Genomic DNA, 24252 nt, shown 5'->3' with positions numbered 1-24252 from the left:
ACTGCATGGTCTTTTCTCCGTTTATGCTTCTTCTAAATCTGAAACACTTACTTCAGAACGTTCTTCCAATGGTCCGCGAAGATGAACAACGGCTGTTTTTCCATCTTCATGAACAGAGTCAATCCATACGGACGCCTCTTTATATTTCACTTCAATATCAGCTGAAGAAGATAAAATCTGTTTTACACGGTTAGAATCCATCTTTCATTTCCTCCTTATCGTTTATATTCCATAGGTTAGTTTGTCCTCTTTTATGAGAAAAATGAGCGTATATTTCATTTGAAATCCGATACGCTAATAGCGAAAGGGTGATAACATGAAGAAGCAGGATGAAAGGACATCCACTACAGAAGCAAACATGGAATTGAATGAAAGATTTTATGGAAGTAATGAAAAAGAAGTTGATCCGGCACCCCCAACGTATATTCAAAATAATACGGCCGCGGTGAGGATTACTGGTGATGATGAGTAAGAGTACCAGCTGAATTTATTTATCTATGACAAAAACCTGCCCGATAATCTATCAGGCAGGTTTTTTGTTATTTCGTTTTATTACGTTGGTCTTTATTATGTTTATTCCCCTTACTATTGTCTCCACTTGTGATCTCAGTAGCAAATTCAGTCGTTCCACGCTTAGGTGAATTTTGGTTTTCGCTGCCTTTGTTGTACTTCTTTGTCATTAGAATTCCTCCCGTTTATTTTAATCACTCTTAGTTTTTGAAAAGGGAAGAAGAGTTATACAAATTCTAAGAATATATGCCTTTTTTCCTGTATTTAACAACATTAATGAAATATATTTCCCTCTGAACGATAATGAAGATAAGAAAGTCTTTCTAAAGGGAGGTAAGCCTATTGCAAGAACAAATGTTTAGAGATCAGAATTCGTATGGTACACCTGGAAAATGGTTTGTAGATGAAGATGCAGTTGGGATGAAAGGCTATCCGATTTTATTCATTCATGGGATTCATACCTCTTCAGACACGTGGATACGAGAAAATGATTTATTGGAATACACGCGTAAATTTGGGCACCAAGCAGTTTTTATCGATTTGCATCCAGTTGAAGATATGTGGACAAATGGGCAGCTTTTAGCGGGGAAGCTTCGTGAGATTTACGACTATTTTAAGAGGAAGGTAGTGGTTGTGGGCCATAGTAAAGGAGGAATCGATATTCAAACAGCATTGGTTCATTATGGTGCCGGACCCTATGTAGAGAGGGTCATCACTCTTTCGTCCCCTCATCATGGATCAGAGCTTGCAGACCTTGCCTATAGTAAATGGGCCGGCTGGTTGACCGATGCTTTAAACAGTAAAAATAATGCCGTGTTTTCCCTGCAAACGGGATATATGAAATCTTTCCGTTCCGAGACGGATGAACTTGAACTTGCCAGAGCCACCCCATTCTATACATTCGGTGGTACAGGATGGGGAGGGGTGAATTCTGAACTGTTTTGGGGCGGGCTATACTTGAGCCGATTCGGACAAAGTGATGGAGCGGTTCTGGTAACAAGTTCACGCCTTCCTTATGGGGGTGAGGTGCGGGTCCAAGACTGGTCTCATACGACGATAAAAGAAGGCGGGGAGATTTTCCCTTATTTGAAGGATCTCTTAACAGAAGAGGTGCAAGAGGTTTCCTATGCTGCCGTGAGCGAGCTTGGACAAGAGGGAGAAACATCGGTCCTCCATAGAGGAGGGGCATTTATGGGCATTGGAGTGGAGAAGTTTTCTGTCGAGGAAGAGGTAGAGAAAATCTCGGTGGACTGGATCAGTGATCAACAGGATACCAGCTATGAGCTCATAAGTCCGAACGGGCAAGTGTATAAACAGTTCATGGTTACGGAAGATGCGACAGGCTTTTTCCCTGGCGCTTATCATCATTCCATGATCGTTTCCAAGCCCCTTTTGGGACAGTGGGAAATGAGGGCGCATAATTGTCAAAGTGAAAAATACATGCTGACCATTCTGTTTCAGAAAGGGGTTAGTAAGGAGTGGAGTCAGTTGGCGGTGGATGGAGAATCTTTAATGGGTTCATGGAATGTACACGACAAACCTGTGAAGAAAACATATACCATTCACCATATCCCAAGGAAGAGCGGTAACAAAAACCAAACCACCCTCATTACAACTGAAGATCTATCTTCACTGCCACTTGCTGAATTTGAAGAAGGAGTCCATAACATCACCATCGATATAGAAGGGGAAACCCAGGAAGGAAACGAATTTCAGAGAACGATGATTCAAACGGTTTATGTGGATGGAAAGGGGAATGTCTATTAAATGTTTGAAGTGACATTCATCATGAAGGTTAAAAACAAGGTCCGTCCCTCTGCATAAACGGGGACGGACCTTTGGGTTATAGAGCGCTTAGGAATTCTGTTACTTGTTCTGGTGTTTTGGCGTTGGCGCTGTGCAGGTGCGCGATTTTTTCGCCGTTTTTGTAGACAAGCAGGCTTGGGATACCCATGACGTCATATTTTTCGGCGATTTCAGGAAATTCGTCTTTATTGATGTCGTACCATTTATATTGACCGAACTTTTCCATGATCTCATCAATGAACATATCCATACGACGGCAGTCGGGACACCAGTCTGCGTGGAATTTCACAATCACCGGCTCTGCCGAAGTGATCAGGTCTTCAAAGGTTTCTTTGTTTTTAATTGCTTGCATGTTGTTAACCTCCCTTTTTTCATTATTTTATACAAACAACCGATCATTTGTAAAACGAATCATTTTTCGTTTGAACTTGCACATGATAATATGGGAATACATATTGAAGGAAAAAGGTGACATTATGCAACCGATTAAAGTTGGATTAGTAGGATATGGATTTTCTGGACAAAGTTTTCATCGACCGTTACTTTCTCATTTGGAGGAGTTTCATATCGAAGCGGTGCTTTCATCTGATGAAGAGAAAGTACTGAAAGACATGGAGGGTGCAACAGTGGTGTCGTCCCTTGAAGGTTTACTTCAACAAGACATTGAATTAGTGGTGATCACCACACCGAACCACCTTCACTATTCCATGATTAAGCAGGCTTTACTAGCTGATAAACATGTCGTGGTAGAGAAGCCGTTTGTGACGAATAGTGTGGAAGGGGAAGAGCTGATAGCTCTAGCGAAAGAGAGAGGCTTGCATCTTTCTGTCTTCCACAACCGACGATGGGATGCCGATTTTTTAACCATCCAAAAGTTACTTGAAGAAGAAGCTTTAGGACAAATCTATACATATGAAGCCCACTTCGATCGTTTTCGTCCGACTATTAAAGACCGTTGGAAAGAAAATAAAATCGAAGGAGCCGGAGTGTTATATGATTTGGGATCTCACCTTCTCGATCAAGCACTCACTCTGTTTGGTACACCACAATGGGTGCAGGCGGATGTGTTCCCGCAAAGAAACCCGGAAAAAGCGGAAGACTATTTCCACATTACACTTGGGTATGACGTACTGAGAGTACAATTGTACTCGCGTTCCATTGTCCTTGATCCAGGACCGCGCTATCAGGTTCATGGATTGAAAGGAAGCTACGTGAAGCACGGAATGGATCGTCAGGAAGATGATCTGAAAGCAGGGAGAAACCCCCTTGATGAAGAGTGGGGAGTGGAAGATGAAGAAAACTGGGGTACACTGACAACCATATCCGGGGATGAAGTGACTTCAGAAGTCATTCCTTCTGAAAAGGGGGATTATACCCAATTCTATCTGGGCGTACATGGAAGCTTAAGGGGAAATAAACCACTTCCGGTAAAACCAGAGGATGCTTTGCACGTGATAAAAATCATTGAAGCATGTAAAGAAAGTGCAGAGAGCAAATGTGTTATTCAATTGAAATAGAGTAGAAGGGCTCCCCACAATCGGGGAGCCCTTCTATATAGATGCTATTCTACCGTACCAGCTTCTAAGATCTGAACTTTTGCGTCGACATTGAAATTTACACGGGGATAAATGCTTTCTTTCCATTCTTTAAAATCAAATCCACGTACCCCGTGCTTTTGATATTGACCGATGCCAACAGGGTCGATGCCTAATTCCTGAAACTCCTTCAGCATGGCTAAGCATTTCTCCTCGATATCCTTTTCCATTTTTTTCTCAACTTCTCCCACTTTATCAGGTGTTAATTTCTTTCCGGTATACTCTCTTACAATTCCCCGGATCTTGATTCTCATAGTCACTTCAACAGGATCAGCTTTATGTTTGATGATAATTTTGTGTTTTGAAATCAGACTCGTTACAGAAGCCTCAACCGTTCCTTCTGCAGCTCCAGGCTTTTTCCCCATTTTAATGACATGGCTTCCTTCAGCCAGTTTATCCACTAATAGTTTAAAGAAAAACATATCTTCAGAAGGAATCTTCTTGACCATTTTGTCTTTATCGAAGAGAGCCACACCTGAAATCGCTAGACTTTCATTAGAAAGCTGCTTCAATATAGGGAGATAGGCTGTTTGTCCTTCTTGGAAATAAGTAAATAGAAATAAATGTAAATTTGTTTCCGGTAATTCTCTGCGGGTAATGTTGTGTGTAATCAGGTTAGAAATATACGTTCCATTCCCCCTTAGCCCATAATTTCCTTTGATCAGTTCACCCGCATCTCCTTCGACTACCGTTACATATAGCCTTGCGCCAACACTGGCGTCTCTTTGCAGGGAATCTCCGATATCGATGATTCCTTTCTTTGCCAGTTTTTCTCCTATCAGCACGACATCCAAGCTTCCTCTTACAAGGGGCTGTTGTGCCCTTCTTTCTAATTTCTCGAGCACTTCCCGCGTGGATGATGCTTCTGCAGACAGCGTTCCATTTTGGATGGATTTATCAGATAAGTAAATGGGGAACAGAGCTGTCCCTCTTATCTTATTCTCCCCTACATAATCATAGGCTTTTCCGGTTTCAACATATAAATCGTCGAGAATCTCCTTTTCGACGCATCCCGATAGGAATAGAGAACAAATGAGTAAAATGATCAAGGAAAGTTGTTTCATTGTTTTTGTCTCACCTTCTTCATGATAGTCACCAGTACTAAGAGGGCAGGTATGTAAAAAAAGTTGAAATAGAAACCGATTTGTCCTGAGATCGTATTCAGGAAATTAACCTGTTTACGATCAGTGATAAACGTTAAGGTGCATAGACAGAGAATACAAATAATGATCAATGCATGACGATGTCTTAAAGGAGTCATGCGTTTAATGGTCCTGCTGGCGCACCAGATAGCGATGCACACGTTTGGCAGAATCACTAAGCACCAATTGGCGATACCGATATATTCAAAGCGTTCCACAAAGGGCATTTCAACGATTTTCCACATGGAAAGAGTGGCCCACACGGTCTTTTCTAATTGCTTTTGACTGAAAAATGCAAATGAAATGATGGCGATTAAGGTATATATGGTCGTGGTTGTAAACAGCGCCCAATGAGCATATTTTTGCGACTTTTTCGCTTCTTTAATATATGGATAGAGCATAAGTATGGCTTCGTATCCCAGATAAGTAAGTGACATATTTTTGGTGGAAATCAAGATATCCTTGATGGTGTGATCAAATACCGGCAAGATGTTTCGGAAATCTGCGTATTTAAATGTAAACGCAAAGGTCAAGATCAGATAACTGGGTAGTACAGTTCCAAAAAAAGCGGTACCTGCAATGGTTCGGACTCCACCATTCACGATATAGTAGACAAGGATTAAGAAGAACAGTGCAAACATAAACGTACTTAAACGCGGATACATCCATACTTGCAATACCTCGATATACGTCCTCATGATCGTTATCACCAGCAAACTGAAATAGAGGGCGAATAATAAATTGAATATATTCCCAATCCACTTTCCGAAAACCAAAGTATGAGCAGATACAAGGTCCCCTCCGGATTTTTCTAAAATAAGGTACATAACGAACATGAGAACATGAGTAACAATACCTGCGAGGATGACAGAAATCCAGCCATCATAACCCGCATTCATGGAAATGATTCGTTGAAACCCCAGTACACCTGCCCCGACTTGAATGGAGTGTATGAGAAAGAACACCAGGAAAGGGGATATTTTTCTTCTATCTGGAATGGCCTGCATCTGATCACCTCCAACCTTTATTCGTCTATATCCAGCTTTTTCTTTGCTTCAGATGGATGGAATCTGTATGGTTTCTTCGTTCTTAAATATTCCGGACGTCCTGCTTGTTTACTAAATGGGAACCGGATCAGGGCGTCTTTCAGGTCCTTCATTCTCGGTGGATAGAGCGGCTCAAGGAACGGTCTCCCCAGGGAGGTTAATTGTAATAAATGTCCCATAAGCAAACAGAAACAGAAAACGATTCCTAATAATCCCCAAAGTTGTGCGAACAACAAGAAGGGGAATCGGAGCAAACGGATCGTATTACCCATGCGGTACACGGGAGTCGTAAAGGAAGCAAGCGCAGCAAGGGCAACTAATATGAGCAGGACGTTACTCGTAATCCCGGCCTCAACGGAAGCGGTCCCGATTACAATCCCTCCCACGATACCGATGGTTTGCCCGACTTTTGTCGGTAGGCGGGCTCCTGCCTCACGCAATAATTCAATCGTCAACTCTAGGAATAACGCTTCTAATATAGGTGGCAAAGGGATCTCTTGTCTGGATGTTACAAGAGTGGCCATAAGATCCTTTGGTATGAGTTCATAATGATACGTCAGCGCAGCAACATAAATCGGTGTAATCAAAATCGAAAACGCAACTGCAAAAACACGCACCAGACGGAGGAAAGAGGCGATCGAGAAATTCAAGAAATAATCCTCATAGGCATTAAAGAACTCAACAAGAGTCGTGGGCCCTATCAATGCGTGTGGCGATCCATCCACCATCACGGCCACCTTCCCCTCCACCAGTACAGAAGCGACTCGATCGGGTCGTTCTGAATCCAAAAGCTGGGGGAAAGGGGAATTGCTATTATCGGCAATGAGCTGTTCAATAAACGAACTATCCATGATTTGATCAAAATCCACGGCTCGTAAACGCTGCCGCATCGTATTCACATTGGCTTCATCCACTAATCCATCCAGATAGACTAAAGCGACTCTTGTGTGAGTCATTTTCCCAATATTGAATTCTTCCACTAATAGTTCTTTAATAGGAAGACGTTTGCGGAGGAGATTCAGGTTGTCACTGAGAGATTCCACAAAGGCTTCTTTTGGTCCAACCACACTGAATTCCACTTCCGGTTGGGAAACCTTTCTCCCCATTTCATTTTTCGTAGCGATGAAGGCAAATTTCCGGTTGGAGGCATCCATCGTTAACAAGGTATATCCGTTAAAAAGCTTTTGTTCAATTTGTGCTTCATCTTTGGATATTTCTATATCCAGGACAGGAACCAACGTCTTTAAATCATCAAATGAATGAAAATCTTTTGAAAGTAAGGAGGGAAGAACATCCTCCTGCAGGATTTTCCCATCAATCAGGGTGGTAATGAAGTGCAGACTGAACTTGGCCCCTGTATGAGGATTCTGATAAAAGGCTTGTTTATAGTCAGCCGATTTCTCAGCTTCCTGCTTGAAGTTTTCATAGGTCTGTTTTTTCTTCGTGTTATCGGTGTTTTTCTTGTTCTTAAAGAATGGAAACATACTAATCCCTCATGTTCGATGTATGGTCTATCCAATAGTGTTACCGAAAATAGGAGAATTATGAAAAAGGATGGGGAAGTGGGAAAAAACGTTAAGGTCCCCAATGAAAAGAGGGAATGAGTTCGTTGTGGATTTATTAAGATTGGGAATGAAATAAAAAAAGACTGGAAAAGGAATATCCCTTTTCCAGTCTCATGTCGTTATTCCTTCTCCAGGAAAAACTTCTCGATATCATCAAGCATCGCATTTGCTGCCATGACGCCACCGGCAGTGTTCCAAATAGCATCGCTTACTTCATACACTTTATCTTGTTTTGCCACTTCAAGGTTTTGGAATAGAGGATCGTTGAGCCACTCTTCGGCAAGCTTGTTCGCTTCTCCATCACCCGTTTCATAGGTGAAGTAGAATAACACATCTCCATCCATCGCCGGGATTCGCTCTTTCGTTACACCTTTTTCAGCAAAGTCGTCAACATCCTGACCTTCAGGACGGGCAAATCCTAATTGATCCAGGATCACACCTGAGAATGAATCTTTATGGTAAATGCGTACGTCACCTGCTAAAAAGCGGACCATAGAAACTTCCTGGTTAAGTTTGTCTCCAAGTTTCCCTTTAAGATATTCAATCCGCTGGTCATACTGGGCTAATACTTCCTCGCCTTTTTCTTCTTTGTTTACCGCTTTAGCGTATAATTCAAAGTTTTCTTTCCAGTTCCCGCGTAATGTTTCTGCCATCACCGTTGGAGCGATGTCTTTCAGCTGATTGTATTGTTCCTCTTGACGCATTTTGTTCCCGATAATAAGGTCCGGTTGAAGTTTAGCAATGGCTTCCATGTTTAATTCGCTTTCAGTTCCGACTACTTCAACATCTTTCATGTCGTCGGCAATATGATCGTACCATGGATCGCCTGTCCAGGATTGTACGGCACCAACAGGGGTCACACCCATAGAGAGAAGAGCCTCTGTTCCTTCATTTGTAAGGATGACAACCTTCTTAGGAGTTCCTTCGATTTCAGTCGTACCCATTGCGTGTTCCACTGTATAGGTTTCTTCTTTCTTATCGCTACTTCCAGAACCGTCTTTTTCTTCTTCTTTATTACCGCATGCAGCTAGAAATAGAAGAGAAGCGATGAGTAATAAATATAATAAATTTCTTAATTTCATATGTATAAATCCTCCTGAAAAATAGTTTGTGGGTGATAATGATTATCAATTACACTTTTCATAATAGGTGAGAAAGCTTTCATTGTCAATACCTAAATGATAATGATTTTCAAAGTCATTGACGGTTGTTTCATTCTTCTTTAAAATAGTAGGAGAAGGACTGAACGTGAAATGACAATTGATTTTCCTTTCCTTATGGAATGTTCATATGGATTAGAAAGGTTAACACATAATGAAAATTCAAAAACAACTTATTCTGTATATAGGAACCATTTTCTTTCTCCTATTGTGTATTGGAATCAGCATTGTATACGGGTATACCGATACGTCGTGGAGGGTAGCGATTGAAGCGTTCACCAATCCCGATGGTTCGACTGAACATATTGTACTCCAGACGATCCGGTTACCCCGGGCGCTTATTGCTGCGACCGTAGGGGCATCCCTCGCCATTTCAGGTGTCCTGATGCAAACCTTGACCAAGAATCCGTTAGCATCTCCCGGCATTTTCGGGATCAATGCCGGTGGTGCTTTTATGGTGGTAGTGGCGGTTACGTTATTTGGTGTAACCAATCTTCAATCCTTTACATGGCTCGCATTTCTGGGAGCGGGTCTTGCTGCCGTCGGAGTGTATGTCATCAGCTCCGTTGGGAATAACGGGTTGACTCCCATGAAGCTGACGTTGGCAGGTGCTGCCATCACGGCGATGTTCTCCTCATTCACACAGGGATTGCTTGTACTGAATGAAGCGGCGTTAGAGCAGGTATTGTTCTGGCTTGCAGGATCTGTTCAAGGAAGAAGCCTGGACATTTTAACCGGGGTCTTTCCTTATATTGTGGCAGGCTGGATCCTTGCGCTCATGTTAGCAGGAAAAATGAATATACTTGCCATGGGAGAAGATGTTGCCAAGGGGTTGGGACTTAAAACAGCTCTGATTAAATTTATCGCCTTACTTGTGGTTGTGCTGCTGGCTGGAGGTTCCGTAGCCATTGCAGGACCCATAGGCTTTGTCGGGATTGTCATCCCCCATCTTGCGAGAAAAATCATCGGGGTGGATCATCGCTGGTTGATCCCTTACTCAGGATTGCTCGGAGCGATTTTGCTATTGGCCGCTGACATTGGAGCCCGATACATCATCATGCCCCAGGAGGTGCCGGTTGGTGTCATGACAGCCATTATTGGTGCACCATTCTTCGTGTACGTTGCAAGGAAGGGGTTTTAACCGATGAATAGATTTATGGGGAAACGCTGGCTTCAGGACCGGGTTTCTATGCTTGTTGATATATCGGCAATGAAGAAAATCATGATATTAGGCGTCATCACTGTCCTCATCCTTATTATGAGTACGGGAATAGGTGACTTGAAAATAGCACCATGGAAGGTCGTAAGCGTCTTCTTTGGAGGCGGAACAAGCTTAGAGCAGCTTGTGGTTACGTCTTTTCGACTTCCGCGGATCATCATTGCTCTGCTCGCCGGGATGGCATTGGCCGTTGCCGGTGGGATTTTACAGGGGATGATCCGAAATCCTTTGGCATCTCCCGACATCATCGGGATTACTGGGGGAGCAGGAGCGGCTGTGGTCGCTTTTCTGACCGTTTTCAGCAACGATGATAATACCTTGATGGTCAGCATTAAATGGCTTCCTGTTGCTGCCTTTACAGGGGCAGCAGTCATTGCCTTTTTAGTCTATTTCTTAGCGTGGCGAAAAGGGGTATCTCCTGTCAGATTCGTCTTGATTGGAATCGGTATTTCAGCTCTGACACAAGCTTTGACAACACTTCTTATGATACTCGGCCCTATATATAGAGCCAGTCAGGCAAACATTTGGATAACGGGTACCGTGAACGGATCGGATTGGCAGGACGTATGGATCCTGCTTCCGTGGAGCCTGGTCTTTATCCTGCTAAGCTTCTTTATAACCCGCCAATTAAATATTCAGGAACTTGGGGAAGAAATCGCTACAAGTGTTGGAGGGAACGTTCAGAGACAACGCTTTTTGCTTCTATTGATGTCAACGGCTTTAGTAGGTGGAGCGGTTGCCTTTGCAGGGGGAATTGGCTTTGTAGGTTTGATGGCCCCTCATATGGCAAGAAGAATGGTAGGATCATCTTTCGGTGCGTTACTTCCGACTGCCGCATTTATAGGTGGAATTCTCGTGATGGTGGCAGATCTGATCGGCAGAACTCTATTCCTGCCCCTGGAAGTTCCGGCCGGAGTATTTACTGCAGCGATCGGAGCCCCTTATTTTATCTATCTATTATTTAAAACAAGAAATTCTTAAAGGAGTTGGCCATTAATGAGTGACATTTTACAAACGAAGGATTTAACTCTATCTTACGGGGAACGAACGATCATTGATGAACTAAATATTGATATTCCAAAAGGGGAGATTTCTGTCTTTATCGGCGGGAATGGCTGCGGTAAATCCACTCTTCTTCGTTCCATTGCCAGATTACTTAAGCCGAAACAAGGTTCGGTTCTGTTGGATGGGGAAGCAATCTCTCGTTTATCAACGAAAGAAGTCGCTCGCAAAATGGCCATTCTACCTCAATCGCCAACGGCTCCTGAGGGATTGACCGTCCTGCAGCTGGTAAAGCAAGGTCGGTATCCTCACCAGACCTGGCTCAAACAGTGGTCCCATAAGGATGAGGAAATTGTTCAGGACGCACTGAAGGCAACGAAGATGGAGGAACTGCAGCACCGGAAAGTGGATGAACTCTCCGGGGGGCAGAGACAGCGTGCCTGGATCGCGCTGACTTTAGCACAAGACACAGACATCATTCTGTTGGATGAACCGACTACCTATCTCGATATGACGCACCAAATTGAGATTCTTGATTTATTATTCGAACTCAACGAGAAAGAGCAGCGAACCATCGTCATGGTCCTGCACGATCTGAATTTAGCCTGTCGCTACGCCCATAATATTGTCGCCATCCGTGATAAGCAAATTTATGCCCAAGGGAAGCCTGAAGATGTGATTAGCTGTGAGCTGGTGAAGAATGTATTTGATATGGATTGCCAGGTTTCCCGGGATCCATTGTTCGGAACGCCTCTATGCATCCCGTTTGGTAAAGGCCGCTGCATTCTGAATGCTGTCGGTGAGACGGGATGAATGCCCTCACCCAGGAACAGTGGGACACTCTTAAGAAATATCGTTTTCATAGAGAGTGGGATCCTGCTTCTAAAGGGGAAGAAGCAAGTTCTTTCTTAGGGGAGAATGACATGAAAGCTTATTTATCCAACAGGCTTTCGTCAATCGGAACAGATGATCTTAAAGTAGCAGCGTCCTTATTCATGAAACGTTATGCTTTCATAGCGGCAATGGGATTAATGGCAATGACGTATTGGAATAAGAAATTAAACCTCCACCCTGAAAACCTTATCCTGGTGGATGGGGACAAGAATGGATTATGGATGCCTCAGTTTTATGTGAAAGATGCATCCGTTACTGAATTTAATTCCGACTGGGAAAAGGAGGAATTTATTCAGACGATCTTTCGGGATCATCTTGATGGAGTGATTCAGTCGTTAAAGAAAGCGACAAAGTTATCTAATCTTATACTGTGGGAAAATATCGCCGTATATGTTTTCTGGATTTTCGAGAATGATGATTTTCTTTTGACTGAAGGAATGAGAGAGCAGCGTGACGAACAATTCCGCCAGCTGCTTTCCGATGAAAACAGCCAATGGTTCGGACGGTATCACAAAAATCCATTGACCCGTTACTATAGTGGAAAAGTAAATGTAGAAGGTGTAACGGAAAACGTTCGTGTTCGCAAAACGTGCTGCTTCTCCTATAGACTGGAAAATGGGGAGCAGTATCGCTGTAAAACGTGTCCGCAAACCTGTCGAGTGAAAAGGACATAGTTCAATATTCACAAGGAGGTTTAAGATAATGAAAGAATTTCCCGAACAATTTGATGCATTGATCGAAAAGTACACTGAGCTCTTGGTAGGTGAGGCCGATTCGGACAAGAAAGAAATGGTCACCCGATACGCTCTTTACTCATTCATTGCGAAAAATATGCCTGCACTCGTGAAGCATTGGAATTCGTTATATCCTGAAGGCAAGGATGAGATGAAACGGATCGTCGGCGAGATCAAAGAAATGAATGAAGCCCATCGCGCGGAAATGAATGGGAAAAAGAATGAAGAGTAAAAGTTTTTAATGTGAAAAGTGCCCTTTTTTGTTTGAGAGGGTGCTTTTTTTATTGGATTTGTCTAAGACGGGGAGGCAGAGGGTGACTTTAAGCGAGTTTGTGAAATAAAAAAAGGCAGACCCAAGTCTGCCTCCAATTGGCCAATTATTGAACCTGACCGCCATATCCATAAGGGAATTGAGAAGAGTACTGCTGGTGCTGCTGATAGGATTGTTGAATCTTTTGACTGTCGGCCGCCTCAAGCTTATACCAGCCTTTGCGGAACATTTCATTGTATAGCTCGCGTTGAGCATTTTGTGTTTCATTAAAAATCGTGAGTAGATCCTGGTATAGCGCTTGATGGCTCGCTTCGTTCAGAGCTGTACAATAAGAAGCAGTCATGTATTTCTCGTGAGACAGCACATCCGTGATAAAGTCTCGATCATTCATCTGTGGTGTTTCGGGTACTTGTGATTGCGGGTTCTGGATGTTTTGCTGATTCTGCTGATTCATGTAAGAGGACTCCTTTCTACATCATGTTTTGGTTTTGGTTAGTCGTATTCAAATGTGCTAAAAGTTGTTGATAGTGACGTTGGTGCATCTGGCCGCATTTATCCAACTCAGCTTTAATCTCGGTATCCTGACAGTGAGCTGCTGCAAAATGGCACTTCTTCATGGCATTAAGGTTCCAAGCAAGCATGTCATTTAAATATAAAGAATCTTTCGTTGTAAGCATCTGCGGTGGTTCCGTATAGGCTTGGGGCTGGCTTCCTTGTTGAGGTTGTTGTTGCATTTTCTTTTCCTCCTTTTCAATCTTTAAATACCCTTTCTTTGTATGATCGATAGGTAATTTCACCCTGTATACGACCCGTTAAGAAAGTTCTATCATCATAGGGCAAAGGTTATTTTTCCTACTATTCAACAGTCTTATTCACGTATTTACAAATTTCGATAATATTCTACTAAGAAAGTATTGAAAGTATATTCAAAACGTTTAAAAGGTGATAAAATATTGGTAGATATACTACGTATGAACCTTCTCTTTTTTAGCAATAAAGAAAACGGTTTCATAGTATGGTATATATGTTTTTTCAGGGGGTAAGCAACATGGAGCAAGCAATGCGTAATTTCTTTTTATTCCTTTCAAAAAATAAGCCGATGACAAAACTTGCTAAGAAATATGGCCTGCGCTTTGGTGCCGGTCGATTCGTTGCAGGGTCTTCCATCCTGCAGGCAGTTGAGGTTATTCGCGAGCTGAATAGTCAGAATCTTGTTGTAACAATCGACTATTTGGGTGAGTTTGTGGACAATGAGCGTGAAGCAAACGAAATGGCCCTTGAATGCGTAGAGGCGATTCGTGCGATCGGGAGAGAGAACCTTAAATCTCAACTATCCCTTAAAATGACTTCAATGGGACTGGATATTTCTGAAGAGGTTGTCATGAAGAATATGAGATTGATTCTTGATGAAGCAACTAAACAGAACGTATTTGTGACCATTGATATGGAAGACTACTCCCGTTGTGGAAAGACGATTGATATCTTTACGCGGCTGAAGTCCGAATATGATAATATCGGCACGGTCATTCAAGCCTATTTATATAGAACAGAAAAGGATATCGATGATTTGAATGCGTATTCCCCCAATCTGCGTCTTGTGAAAGGGGCTTACAAAGAGTCACCTGAAGTTGCGTTTCCCGATAAGAAGGATGTTGACGATAATTTCAAAAAAATCATTAAAACTCATCTGTTAAATGGGAATTATACGGCTATCGCCACCCATGATGATGAGATGATCGAATATACGAAGAGGCTCGTGGAAGAATATAAGATCCCGCGTGATCAATTCGAGTTTCAAATGCTTTTCGGTATCCGTGTGGAACGCCAGCATGAGCTGGTCAAAGAAGGCTACAAAATGCGGGTTTACGTCCCATATGGTACGGACTGGTACGGTTACTTCATGAGAAGACTGGCTGAAAGACCGGCCAATGTCGCCTTTGTTCTAAAAGGGGTCATGAAGAAATAATGATAATAGATAGTAATAAGACTCTATGGATGTTCATGGAGTCTTATTTGTATATTCGTCATCATGGGAAGGAGGTTAGGGAACAATGAAAATTGTCCCGTTTCACGTGGAAGGAAAGTATTTCAAGAAAATGATCAAGCTTTATTGTCAGCTCTTTGAGGTGGATCCTGCCGGCATGGAGCAACAGTTTAAGCGTCATTCTACGTACCCGCATTTTGAAGGATATCTCGCTATTGTGGGTGAGGAAGTCGTTGGGTATGTGTATGGATATTCCTCTGAAAAAGGGCAATATTACCACGAGCTCTTGTCCCGTCATTTACAGCGGGATCGTGAATGGATGGAGAATTGCATGGAGCTGGTCGAACTTGGCGTTCATCCCGCTTACAGAGGAAAAGGTATGGCTAAACGACTGATGGGAATATTATTGCAGAATAGAAGAGAGGAAAGAGCACTTCTTACGACCCGCAAGGATAATCAATCAGCCATCGACTTTTATCATTCCCAAGACTGGAAAATCCTTCGTGATGGATTCTTTCCGAATGTCCCCCATGAATATATCATCATGGGTAAAACCTTAAGCAGAAAAAAGAGGAATGGTTGAGTCTCGCTCCCTTTCCGAACAGAAGTTGAGAGAAAGGGAGTTCATGCGTTTATACTTACAGATGTTTCGATAATAGGCGCAGCAAGGCTTTTTAATTGTTACGTAATTCACAATATTATATAATAAAAGGGAATAATCTTCATGAGATAAGAGGCGATAAAATGGACATCACCATTGATAACTTGACTTTACTGCTTGGCCTCTTGCTTTTAGTCGGTGTTGTAACCGCTAAGTTCTCCACACGATTAGGCGTCCCCTCACTTATTTTATTTATCATCGTTGGAATGGTATTAAATACATATTTCTTCTTCGATAATGCTCCAATGACACAATTCATCGGAACACTTGCTTTGATCATCATCCTGTTTGAAGGTGGACTTCAAACGAAATGGAGCAATGTGAAAAGTGTCTATAAACCTTCATTATCACTGGCAACCATTGGAGTCATTGTGACCACACTTTCGATTGGGGTGGCAGCAAAGTTCATCCTGGATGTGAGCTGGCTGGAAGGGATGTTATTTGGGGCAATCGTTGGTTCAACGGACGCTGCAGCGGTTTTCTCCGTTTTAGGGAACAAAAACATCAAACCGAAAATCTCTTCTACACTGGAAGCAGAATCAGGCAGTAACGACCCAATGGCAATCTTTTTGACGGTAGCTTTTTTGCAATTGATCCAATTTCCAGGATTAAATCCTGCTACCTTGATTTTAAGCTTTTTTTGGCAAATGGGTATGGGGCTGGTACTTGGACTGGCGCTTGGATGGGCATCTGTGTGGATCATCAATCGCATCAATCTCGATTCATCCGGATTATACCCGGTTCTGTCCATTTCACTGGCTATCTTTACTTACGCCTTTACGAGCATACTGGAAGCGAGCGGTCTATTAGCTGTCTATATCATGGCGATCGTAGTCGGAAATCAGGAATTGACCTATCGTCATTCGATTGTCCGCTTTAATGAAGGATTTGCCTGGATGATGCAAATCGTCATGTTTATCCTCCTGGGCTTGTTGGTATTCCCTCAGCATTTGCCAAGCATTGCGTGGCAAGGTATTGTTCTCTCGATTCTATTGATTGTAGTAGCGCGACCACTGGGAGTCTATTTAAGCCTAGCCCTGGCAAAGAACTTCACGGTTAAAGAAAAGTTCTTCATCTCATGGGCCGGTTTGAAAGGCGCGGTACCCATCGTATTGGCAACGTATCCAATGGTAGCCAATATCGAAAACAATGAAGTCATCTTCAACGTCGTGTTTTTCGTTGTTCTTCTATCCGCCCTGATTCAAGGAACGACGATATCACCTTTAGCCAACTACCTTAAGCTTGCCGGAGAAGAAAGACCCCCTATCGCTCACAGCATAGAACTCGTTTCAATTGGTAAAACAAACAATGAAATGCTCGAAATTCTCATTAACGACGATGCCTATATTACAAACAAGGCGATCAAGGACATCAGTCTCCCCGAGAAAACATTGATTTCAGCCGTTATCCGAAACAATGAACTTATCACCCCAATGGGAGATACCGTCATCAATGCGGGCGATACACTCTATGTGCTTGCAAATAAGAGTCAGAGAAAGCGTATCAATGAGCTCTTGAATTCTAAAGGGGGATTAAGTTCCACGTAAACAGAGCAATTGGAGCCTGGCACGAGTCCCCTCATTCAGGATGACACAAAATAAAAAGCAATCTCCCACTAGGAAGATTGCTTTTTTAATTGATTAATCAGCAGGAACGGCTGCTTTACCCATTGATTTTCTTTCAAAGAGCTGTTCGAAGATCGGGAAGCTATATTGAACCACGAATCCTAATAGGAGCGTGACAATGATTGTGCCGATTCCAATATCACCCTTAAACAGGAATGCCAGTGACAGAGCAAATCCTTCACTGATGATACGGGAATTACGAAGATTTAACCCGAAACGCGTATGGATGGCCACCATAAGTGTATCCATCGGGCTTGCCGGGAATTTGGCCTGTAAGTAAATCGCAATCCCGATTCCCATTGTCAAAATCCCTGAAGCAAGGGTAAACACCTGATTCATCGGCATCTCAGGGGCATAATTAGTAAAGACAACCAGTAACCAAAAATCAATCAAAAGACCGATCACAAGAATACTTCCCGCAGCCAGTACATCAGGCTTCTTCTTCATAATAAGAGCATTAAGTCCGATCAATACAATCCCATTTATGAAAACAGCGGTTCCCACCGTAATCCCAAACATATTCGATTCCCCAACGGCCAGGGCATCCCAGGCAGAGGCACCCAAACCGGATTTAATAATCAAGGCAACCCCCATCGTCAAAATAAAAAGTCCAATTGTAAAAAACATAAGTCTGCGCTTCATTAAATAGTCTCCTTCTCTGTAAACGTTATCATTACAGTACTTTAAAAAACAGACGAGCTACCTTAGGTGATGTTGATAAAGTAGGAGGTCTGACAACTTCAAATTTATATTCTTAGTTTACTGTAAAAGTGGGGACAAGGCAAAGTTAATTTTTGTATGGGTGGGGAAAAGATTGGGGAGGGTTGTTGGGGATGTTAGAGTGTGAGTGTAGAGCGAATTTTGACGAACGGTCGATATATTGAAATGTCGGTTAAAAAAATGAAACAACGGTCGATAAATCCGGATAACGGTTGATAAAACCAATTAACGGCCACATCAACTCCACGAAAAAAAGCACCCAATCAAAAAAATCAGGTGCTTTTCTTCCTTACATACTATGGTTGCTTCTTAAATTGATTGTTTTGACTGTTTCTTTTGCCTCCGCCATCCATATCAACGGTAGGTCCAGCGTCACCCTTCACACTTGCCGCACTAACTCCAGCTTTTGAAGGATTTTTCTTATGCTTTGCCATATCGAACACCTCCATTACTAAGATTCCCTTATCCATATAGAATTATGAAAAAGAAGGTCCGTCCCTCAAAAAAGTGATGGCAAATGAACGGCTTGTTTCATATATTGTAGTAGAGAAGAATTTCTTCCAAAACCTTTTATCACGAATGCAGGTGTATTTGAATATGTTAATCCGGACGAACGCCTATATACTTACTCAGGAAACAAAAGAGAATTTTTTGTGAATTTATGATTTTTTAACCGTTTAAATATTGCGATATTTTAGAAAATCAGATATATTAGATGTAACAGGAACTCATTCGAGTCTTTTTTTTGAGTAAAAAATGAATGAGTATTCATTCAAAGTGTGTAAAAGGGGGAAATACCATTGGTTCGTAGAATTCAGAAAGCCGCAGTGTTAGGATCAGGAGTCATGGGTTCAGGAATTGCCGCTCATCTTGCAAATATCGGCATCCCGACAATGTTATTAGATATCGTACCAAGAGAATTGACCGACGAACATAAAGCAAAGGGATTGACAGAAGAGAGCAAGGCGTTTCGTAATCAATTTAGTGAAAACGCTTTAAAAAAGCTCTTCAAACAAAAACCGGCGCCATTGACATCAAAGCAAAACGCTTCACTAATTACAGCAGGTAACTTCGAGGATGATCTTCAGAATATCGGGGATTGTGACTGGGTGATTGAAGTGGTCGTCGAGAATTTAGATATCAAGAAGAAAGTGTTCGAGCAAGTGGAGCGCTATCGTAAACCGGGTAGCACCATCAGTTCCAATACATCCGGGATTTCAATCGAGGCCATGTCAGAAGGACGAAGCGAAGATTTCCAAAAGAATTTCTTAGGCACGCATTTCTTCAATCCGCCTCGTTACTTAAAGCTTCTTGAAGTGATTCCAACGAAGAAGACGGATCCGGAAGTAGTCAGTTTCATGAAGACATTTGGTGAAGACATGCTTGGTAAGGGTGTCGTGATGGCTAAAGATACGCCAAACTTCATTGCAAACCGCATCGGAACGTATGGATTGCTCATCACTGTTCAAGAAATGTTGAAAGGCGGCTACTCAGTAGGAGAAGTTGATTCCATCACGGGACCAACGATCGGAAGACCGAAAAGTGCCACTTTCCGTACACTTGATGTGGTCGGACTTGATACATTCGCCCATGTTGCGAAGAATGTGTACGACCAAGTGGAAGGTGAAGAGCAGAAGGTATTTGAAGTACCGGCCTTCATGCAGAAGATGCTTGAAAATGGCTGGCTCGGAAGCAAGAGCGGACAGGGATTCTTTCTGAAACAAGGAAAAGAGATCCTGGAGCTTAATCCTGAAACAATGGATTATCAGCCACGTCAAAAGCTGAAAACCGCTTCTCTTGAAATGGCGAAAAATGAAAAAGGTTTAAAAAATAAAGTCAAATCGCTTGTTTATGCAAAAGATCAGGCAGGGTCACTGCTGTGGAATATCGTGTCTCCGGTCTTAACGTATTCAGCCGAGCTGCATGGTGAAATTGCAGATGACATCGTGGGCATCGACCAAGCCATGAAATGGGGCTTCGGATGGGAAATGGGACCATTTGAAACGTGGGATGCCATTGGAGTTGAGAAATCAGTAACCCGTATGAAGGAAGAAGGTCGAACTGTACCACAGTGGGTGGAGACGATGCTTTCAGAAGGCAACTCCACATTCTATAAAGAAGAAAATGGTGAGCGTTACTTCTATCACAATGGCGACTATCGACTTGTAGAACGTAACCCGAAGGCGATTGACTTAAAGGCGCTGAAGAACTCAGGAAAGCTTATCAAAAAGAATTCCGGAGCCAGCCTGATCGACATCGGTGACGGCATCGCGCTTCTTGAATTCCATTCCCCAAATAACGCCATTGGAATGGATATTACGCAAATGATCAATTTTGCAGTGGATGAAGTGGAGAAGAATTACAAAGGACTCGTCATCGGAAACCAGGGCAAGAACTTCTGTGTTGGAGCGAACCTGGCCATGATTCTCATGGAAGCGCAGGATGACAACGTCTTTGAAATCGATATGGTCGTCAAACACTTCCAGCAGGCGATGATGAAGATCAAATTTTCAAAGAAACCAGTTGTAGCCGCACCATTCGGCATGACGTTAGGCGGAGGGAGCGAAGTCTGCTTACCTGCGGCACACATCCAGGCTTCAATGGAAACGTATATGGGCTTAGTGGAAGTCGGTGTTGGATTGATACCTGGAGGAGGCGGAAACAAAGAGCTTTATATGAAGCACTTAGCGAACCTTCCAAATGGAGTGGAATTCGATCTTCAAAAAGTAGCCAATAAAGTATTCGAAACGATTGCTATGGCGAAGGTTTCCACTTCTGGTGATGAAGCAAGAGACAACAACTTCTTAAATAAAGCAGATGGAGTAAGTGTCAACAGTGATCATCTGTTATACGATGCAAAGCAGGCTGCACTGAGCCTGTACGAAGGTGGATACTCAGCTCCGATCCGCAAGAAAGTACCCGTTGTGGGTGAACCGGGATATGCAACCCTTCTTCTTGGAGCTCAATCCATGATCCAATCAGGCTTTATTTCAGAACATGATCTGATGATTGCGAAAAAGCTTGCTTATGTGATCGCAGGCGGAAAAGTTCCATACGGCACAGAAGTAGACGAACAATACCTGTTGGATCTTGAAAGAGAAGCATTCCTGAGTCTTGTTGCACAGCCGAAATCACAGCAAAGAATGCAGCACATGCTTGTTAAAGGAAAACCATTACGCAATTAATCAGCGTTTATATCATATTAGAAAGCGGGGGAATTTCATGCGCGAAGCAGTCATTGTTGCTGGTGCAAGAACACCAGTCGGAAAATCAAGAAAAGGATCATTAGCACAGGTTCGACCAGATGATCTTGGGGCACTTGTAGTTAAAGAAACCCTCAAACGTGCAGGAAACTATGAAGGCAATATTGATGATCTGATCATCGGATGCGCGATGCCTGAAGCAGAACAAGGGTTAAACATGGCAAGAAATATCGGTGGTCTTGCGGGCCTGCCTGATTCAGTACCGGCCATCACGATTAACCGTTATTGTTCATCGGGATTGCAATCCATTGCTTATGCGGCAGAAAAAATCATGCTTGGTCACTCTGATACGGCGATTGCAGGTGGGGCTGAATCCATGAGCCTTGTTCCCATGATGGGTCACGTAGTCCGTCCAAATGCCAAGCTCGCAGAAAATGCGCCTCAATACTACATGAGTATGGGGCACACAGCTGAGCAGGTGGCAAGAAAGTTCGGCGTATCCCGTGAAGATCAGGATGCATTCGCAGTAAGAAGTCACCAAAAAGCGGCAAAAGCGATCGCTGAAGGGAAATTCGACGATGAAATCGTACCGGTTGATGTGCTTCATCGTTCTGTAAGCAATGAAAATAAACTGGTCGAGAAATCATTCCAATTTTCAAAAGACGAAGGTGTACGTGCTGAAACAAGCTCGGAAGTTCTGGCTAAGTTACGCCCGGCCTTCAATGTAAAGGGGTCTGTAACAGCAGGGAACTCTTCGCAAACAAGTGACGGCGCGGCAGCGGTCATGGTGATGGATCGGGAAAAAGCCGGAAACCTTGGTCTTCAGCCTATGGCGAAATTCAGAAGTTTTGCCGTAGCAGGAGTGCCACCGGAAATCATGGGGATCGGTCCAGTCGAAGCGATTCCACGTGCATTGAAAATGGCAGGGTTGGAGCTTTCGGATATCGGACTTTTTGAGCTGAACGAAGCATTCGCTTCTCAGTCCATCCAAGTCATTCGTCAGCTGGGAATAGATGAAGAAAAAGTGAATGTAAACGGTGGAGCCATCGCTCTTGGTCATCCACTGGGCTGTACAGGTGCGAAGCTGACCCTTTCCCTCGTACACGAAATGAAACGCAGAAACCAGCAATTCGGTATCGTCACCATGTGTATCGGCGGCGGAATGGGCGCAGCCGGCGTCTTTGAATTAATAGGTTAATAGGAGGGACGGACCTCGAATGCCGGGGCCCCCTACTCCTTCAAAATAATAATTTTTAGGGGGATTCGAAATGGCGAATCAAACAGAAAAACTGATCAAGGGTGGAAGTTTTTTAATTGAAGATGTAAGCTGTGAGCAAGTTTTCACACCGGAGGAATACTCTGATGAACAAAAAATGATTGCCAAAACAACCGAGGATTATGTGTTAAATGAAGTGGTACCGGTCATCGATAATCTGGAAAACCATGAATTTGACCACTCTGTTCGCCTGTTAAAAGAAGCGGGGGATCTTGGACTTCTGGGTGCAGATGTTCCTGAAGAGTACGGCGGTCTGGGATTGGATAAAGTAAGCTCGGCACTGATTGCTGAAAAAATGTCCCGGGCAGGTGGATTCTCCATTTCTCACGGGGCACACGTTGGAATCGGTTCACTGCCAATCGTTCTGTTCGGTAACGAAGAACAAAAGCAAAAATACCTTCCTCCACTGGCGACCGGTGAGAAACTGGCAGCCTACGCATTAACAGAGCCGGGTTCAGGTTCAGATGCCCTTGGAGCTAAAACGACTGCTAAATTGAATGCAGAAGGTACTCACTACATTTTAAATGGTGAGAAGCAGTGGATCACGAACTCTGCATTTGCTGATGTATTCGTTGTGTACGCAAAAATCGATGGGGAGCATTTCTCGGCATTCATCGTAGAAAAAGAATTCCCTGGTGTTTCAACTGGTCCGGAAGAGAAGAAAATGGGTATCAAAAGCTCATCCACCCGTACATTAATCTTGGAAGATGCTGAAATTCCAGTTGAAAACCTTCTTGGAGATAGCGGGAAAGGTCATATCATTGCCTTCAACATTTTAAACATCGGCCGTTACAAATTAGGGGTAGGTGCTGTCGGAGCGAGTAAGCGTGCATTAGAGGTAACAGTACAATACACGAATCAACGTCAGCAATTCAAAACACCAATTTCTGCTTTCAACCTGACTAAAGAAAAACTGGCCACAATGGCGTCTAAATTATACGCAGCAGAAAGCTCCGTTTACCGTACAGTAGGGTTGTTCGAGGATCGTATGAGCAAGCTTACGGATGAAGAAGTGAAGAACGGAACGGAAGTGGCAAAATCGATTGCAGAATACGCGATTGAGTGTTCACTGAATAAATTCTTTGCAACAGAAGTACTGGATTATTTAGTCGATGAAGGTGTTCAACTTCATGGAGGATACGGTTTCATGCAGGAATATGAAATTGAAAGAATGTATCGCGACTCCCGTATCAACCGCATTTTCGAAGGAACGAATGAAATCAACCGCCTTCTGGTTCCTGGCACGTACCTGCGTAAAGCAATGAAAGGTGAACTTCCATTACTTCAAAAAGCACAGGCCCTTCAAGAGGAATTAATGATGCTTATGCCTGAAGAAGTAGGAGATGAGCCACTTGCTCAGGAAAAATACCTTGTGAAAAACGCGAAGAAAATCGGCTTGATGCTATCTGGTCTAGCGGCTCAAAAATTCGGTAAAGCTCTTGAAAAAGAACAGGAAATCCTTGTGAACATTGCCGATATCGTTTCAAACGCTTACGCGATGGAGTCCGTTGTTCTTAGAACAGAAAAAGCGGTTCAAAAAGGTGGAGTAGAGAAAGCTCAGCAAAAACTTCTTTACACACAAATCTTCTGTCAAGAAGCATTCAACGAAATCGAACAGCATGCGAAAGAAACGCTTGTAGCAACTGAAACGGGTGACACACTGCGCATGATGCTTTCCGCACTTCGTAAATTCACCCGCCACACGCCGATCAACGTGATCGCAGTCAAACGTGCTGCATCAGAAAAGCTGATCGACGCAGAAAAATATACAGTTTAATTGAATAGTTTAAGGGACGGACCTCTGATTCAGAGGTCCGTCCCTTTATTATGTTTCGACTT

25 protein-coding genes are annotated in these 24252 nt (G+C 43.1%); 14 read left to right on the top strand and 11 right to left on the bottom strand.

The genetic code is table 11. From position 1 onward, the window contains the following. Positions 1 to 21: 21 nt before the first annotated feature. A complete protein-coding gene (locus DET59_RS07435; protein ID WP_113969051.1) occupies positions 22 to 201 on the bottom strand; it encodes an H-type small acid-soluble spore protein in 180 nt (59 codons plus the stop codon). A gap of 115 nt (positions 202 to 316) precedes the next feature. On the opposite strand from DET59_RS07435, the gene DET59_RS21605 reads away from it, so the two are divergent. Further along, entirely contained in the window at positions 317 to 472 is a 156-nt protein-coding gene (locus DET59_RS21605) for a hypothetical protein (RefSeq protein ID WP_181778086.1), read from the top strand. Positions 473 to 539: 67 nt separating this feature from the next. Here DET59_RS21605 and DET59_RS21600 read toward each other — a convergent pair whose 3' ends face one another. Beyond that, positions 540 to 680, bottom strand: coding sequence for a hypothetical protein (locus tag DET59_RS21600; RefSeq protein WP_181778085.1), 141 nt, complete (start codon positions 678 to 680; stop codon positions 540 to 542). Between the two features lie 172 nt (positions 681 to 852). Here DET59_RS21600 and DET59_RS07430 point away from each other — a divergent pair, with 172 nt between their 5' ends. Beyond that, complete coding sequence (locus DET59_RS07430) at positions 853 to 2277, top strand: esterase/lipase family protein (RefSeq protein ID WP_113969050.1); 1425 nt, start codon at positions 853 to 855, stop codon at positions 2275 to 2277. Positions 2278 to 2353: 76 nt separating this feature from the next. On the opposite strand, the gene DET59_RS07425 is transcribed toward DET59_RS07430, so the two are convergent. After that, positions 2354 to 2668 carry a thioredoxin family protein gene (locus tag DET59_RS07425; protein ID WP_113969049.1) on the bottom strand — a complete coding sequence of 105 codons (315 nt, stop codon included), beginning with the start codon at positions 2666 to 2668 and terminating at the stop codon, positions 2354 to 2356. Positions 2669 to 2792: 124 nt separating this feature from the next. Between DET59_RS07425 and DET59_RS07420 the strand changes: the two genes are divergently transcribed. Further along, the gene (locus DET59_RS07420; protein ID WP_113969048.1) at positions 2793 to 3833 is read left to right on the top strand and encodes an oxidoreductase; all 1041 of its coding nucleotides are present in this window, start codon (positions 2793 to 2795) and stop codon (positions 3831 to 3833) included. A gap of 44 nt (positions 3834 to 3877) precedes the next feature. Here the strand turns inward: DET59_RS07420 and DET59_RS07415 are convergent, their stop codons facing one another. The 4 genes from DET59_RS07415 to DET59_RS07400 all read right to left on the bottom strand — a co-directional run bounded on the left by DET59_RS07415 (position 3878) and on the right by DET59_RS07400 (position 8746). Continuing rightward, positions 3878 to 4975, bottom strand: a complete 1098-nt coding sequence (locus tag DET59_RS07415; RefSeq protein WP_113969047.1) for a Ger(x)C family spore germination protein — start codon at positions 4973 to 4975, stop codon at positions 3878 to 3880. Further along, on the bottom strand, positions 4972 to 6060 hold the full coding sequence (locus DET59_RS07410) for a GerAB/ArcD/ProY family transporter (protein ID WP_113969046.1): 1089 nt from the start codon (positions 6058 to 6060) through the stop codon (positions 4972 to 4974). The genes DET59_RS07415 and DET59_RS07410 overlap by 4 nt, the downstream gene beginning before the upstream one ends. A 17-nt stretch (positions 6061 to 6077) precedes the next feature. Further along, complete coding sequence (locus DET59_RS07405) at positions 6078 to 7583, bottom strand: spore germination protein (protein ID WP_113969045.1); 1506 nt, start codon at positions 7581 to 7583, stop codon at positions 6078 to 6080. Positions 7584 to 7783: 200 nt separating this feature from the next. Continuing rightward, complete coding sequence (locus DET59_RS07400; protein WP_113969044.1) at positions 7784 to 8746, bottom strand: ABC transporter substrate-binding protein; 963 nt, start codon at positions 8744 to 8746, stop codon at positions 7784 to 7786. A gap of 232 nt (positions 8747 to 8978) precedes the next feature. On the opposite strand from DET59_RS07400, the gene DET59_RS07395 reads away from it, so the two are divergent. Genes DET59_RS07395 through DET59_RS07375 form a run of 5 tightly spaced genes read left to right on the top strand, consistent with a single transcriptional unit; the run spans position 8979 to position 12905 of the window. After that, positions 8979 to 9965 (top strand): FecCD family ABC transporter permease, encoded by a 987-nt coding sequence (locus DET59_RS07395; protein WP_113969043.1) that lies wholly within the window; start codon positions 8979 to 8981, stop codon positions 9963 to 9965. A 3-nt stretch (positions 9966 to 9968) separates the two neighbouring features. Further along, a complete protein-coding gene (locus DET59_RS07390) occupies positions 9969 to 11024 on the top strand; it encodes a FecCD family ABC transporter permease (protein ID WP_113969042.1) in 1056 nt (351 codons plus the stop codon). Between the two features lie 15 nt (positions 11025 to 11039). Then, positions 11040 to 11858 (top strand): ABC transporter ATP-binding protein, encoded by an 819-nt coding sequence (locus tag DET59_RS07385; RefSeq protein WP_044338193.1) that lies wholly within the window; start codon positions 11040 to 11042, stop codon positions 11856 to 11858. Continuing rightward, on the top strand, positions 11855 to 12613 hold the full coding sequence (fhuF, locus tag DET59_RS07380) for a siderophore-iron reductase FhuF (RefSeq protein WP_113969041.1): 759 nt from the start codon (positions 11855 to 11857) through the stop codon (positions 12611 to 12613). Before DET59_RS07385 ends, fhuF begins: the two co-directional genes overlap by 4 nt. Before the next feature lie 25 nt (positions 12614 to 12638). Next, the gene (locus DET59_RS07375; RefSeq protein ID WP_113969040.1) at positions 12639 to 12905 is read left to right on the top strand and encodes a DUF2573 family protein; all 267 of its coding nucleotides are present in this window, start codon (positions 12639 to 12641) and stop codon (positions 12903 to 12905) included. Between the two features lie 145 nt (positions 12906 to 13050). Here DET59_RS07375 and DET59_RS07370 read toward each other — a convergent pair whose 3' ends face one another. After that, complete coding sequence (locus tag DET59_RS07370) at positions 13051 to 13398, bottom strand: spore coat protein (RefSeq protein ID WP_113969039.1); 348 nt, start codon at positions 13396 to 13398, stop codon at positions 13051 to 13053. A 16-nt stretch (positions 13399 to 13414) separates the two neighbouring features. After that, positions 13415 to 13678: a hypothetical protein gene (locus DET59_RS07365; RefSeq protein WP_113969038.1), complete on the bottom strand. Its 264-nt coding sequence runs from the start codon at positions 13676 to 13678 to the stop codon at positions 13415 to 13417. Between the two features lie 314 nt (positions 13679 to 13992). On the opposite strand from DET59_RS07365, the gene DET59_RS07360 reads away from it, so the two are divergent. The 3 genes from DET59_RS07360 (at position 13993) to DET59_RS07350 (ending at position 17136) form a co-directional block, all read left to right on the top strand. Continuing rightward, positions 13993 to 14910: a proline dehydrogenase family protein gene (locus DET59_RS07360; protein WP_113969037.1), complete on the top strand. Its 918-nt coding sequence runs from the start codon at positions 13993 to 13995 to the stop codon at positions 14908 to 14910. An 85-nt stretch (positions 14911 to 14995) separates the two neighbouring features. Next, positions 14996 to 15511: a GNAT family N-acetyltransferase gene (locus DET59_RS07355; protein ID WP_113969036.1), complete on the top strand. Its 516-nt coding sequence runs from the start codon at positions 14996 to 14998 to the stop codon at positions 15509 to 15511. A 161-nt stretch (positions 15512 to 15672) separates the two neighbouring features. Next, positions 15673 to 17136 carry a potassium/proton antiporter gene (locus DET59_RS07350; protein WP_113969035.1) on the top strand — a complete coding sequence of 488 codons (1464 nt, stop codon included), beginning with the start codon at positions 15673 to 15675 and terminating at the stop codon, positions 17134 to 17136. A gap of 93 nt (positions 17137 to 17229) precedes the next feature. On the opposite strand, the gene DET59_RS07345 is transcribed toward DET59_RS07350, so the two are convergent. Then, complete coding sequence (locus DET59_RS07345; RefSeq protein WP_113969034.1) at positions 17230 to 17856, bottom strand: YczE/YyaS/YitT family protein; 627 nt, start codon at positions 17854 to 17856, stop codon at positions 17230 to 17232. A 374-nt stretch (positions 17857 to 18230) separates the two neighbouring features. Beyond that, positions 18231 to 18368, bottom strand: a complete 138-nt coding sequence (locus tag DET59_RS07340) for a YuzL family protein (RefSeq protein WP_113969033.1) — start codon at positions 18366 to 18368, stop codon at positions 18231 to 18233. A 366-nt stretch (positions 18369 to 18734) separates the two neighbouring features. Between DET59_RS07340 and DET59_RS07335 the strand changes: the two genes are divergently transcribed. The 3 genes from DET59_RS07335 (at position 18735) to DET59_RS07325 (ending at position 24190) form a co-directional block, all read left to right on the top strand. Next, positions 18735 to 21119, top strand: coding sequence for a 3-hydroxyacyl-CoA dehydrogenase/enoyl-CoA hydratase family protein (locus DET59_RS07335; protein ID WP_113969032.1), 2385 nt, complete (start codon positions 18735 to 18737; stop codon positions 21117 to 21119). Positions 21120 to 21156: 37 nt separating this feature from the next. Beyond that, a complete protein-coding gene (locus DET59_RS07330) occupies positions 21157 to 22335 on the top strand; it encodes an acetyl-CoA C-acetyltransferase (RefSeq protein WP_113969031.1) in 1179 nt (392 codons plus the stop codon). A gap of 70 nt (positions 22336 to 22405) precedes the next feature. Further along, complete coding sequence (locus tag DET59_RS07325; protein WP_113969030.1) at positions 22406 to 24190, top strand: acyl-CoA dehydrogenase family protein; 1785 nt, start codon at positions 22406 to 22408, stop codon at positions 24188 to 24190. The last annotated feature ends 62 nt before the right edge of the window (positions 24191 to 24252 follow it).

Origin of the sequence: Rossellomorea aquimaris (genome assembly GCF_003315075.1) — a bacterium.
Lineage (GTDB): Bacteria > Bacillota > Bacilli > Bacillales > Bacillaceae_B > Rossellomorea > Rossellomorea aquimaris_C.
The sequence above is the reverse complement of the archived record's forward strand: the minus strand, read 5'-3'. Positions and strand labels throughout refer to the sequence as shown.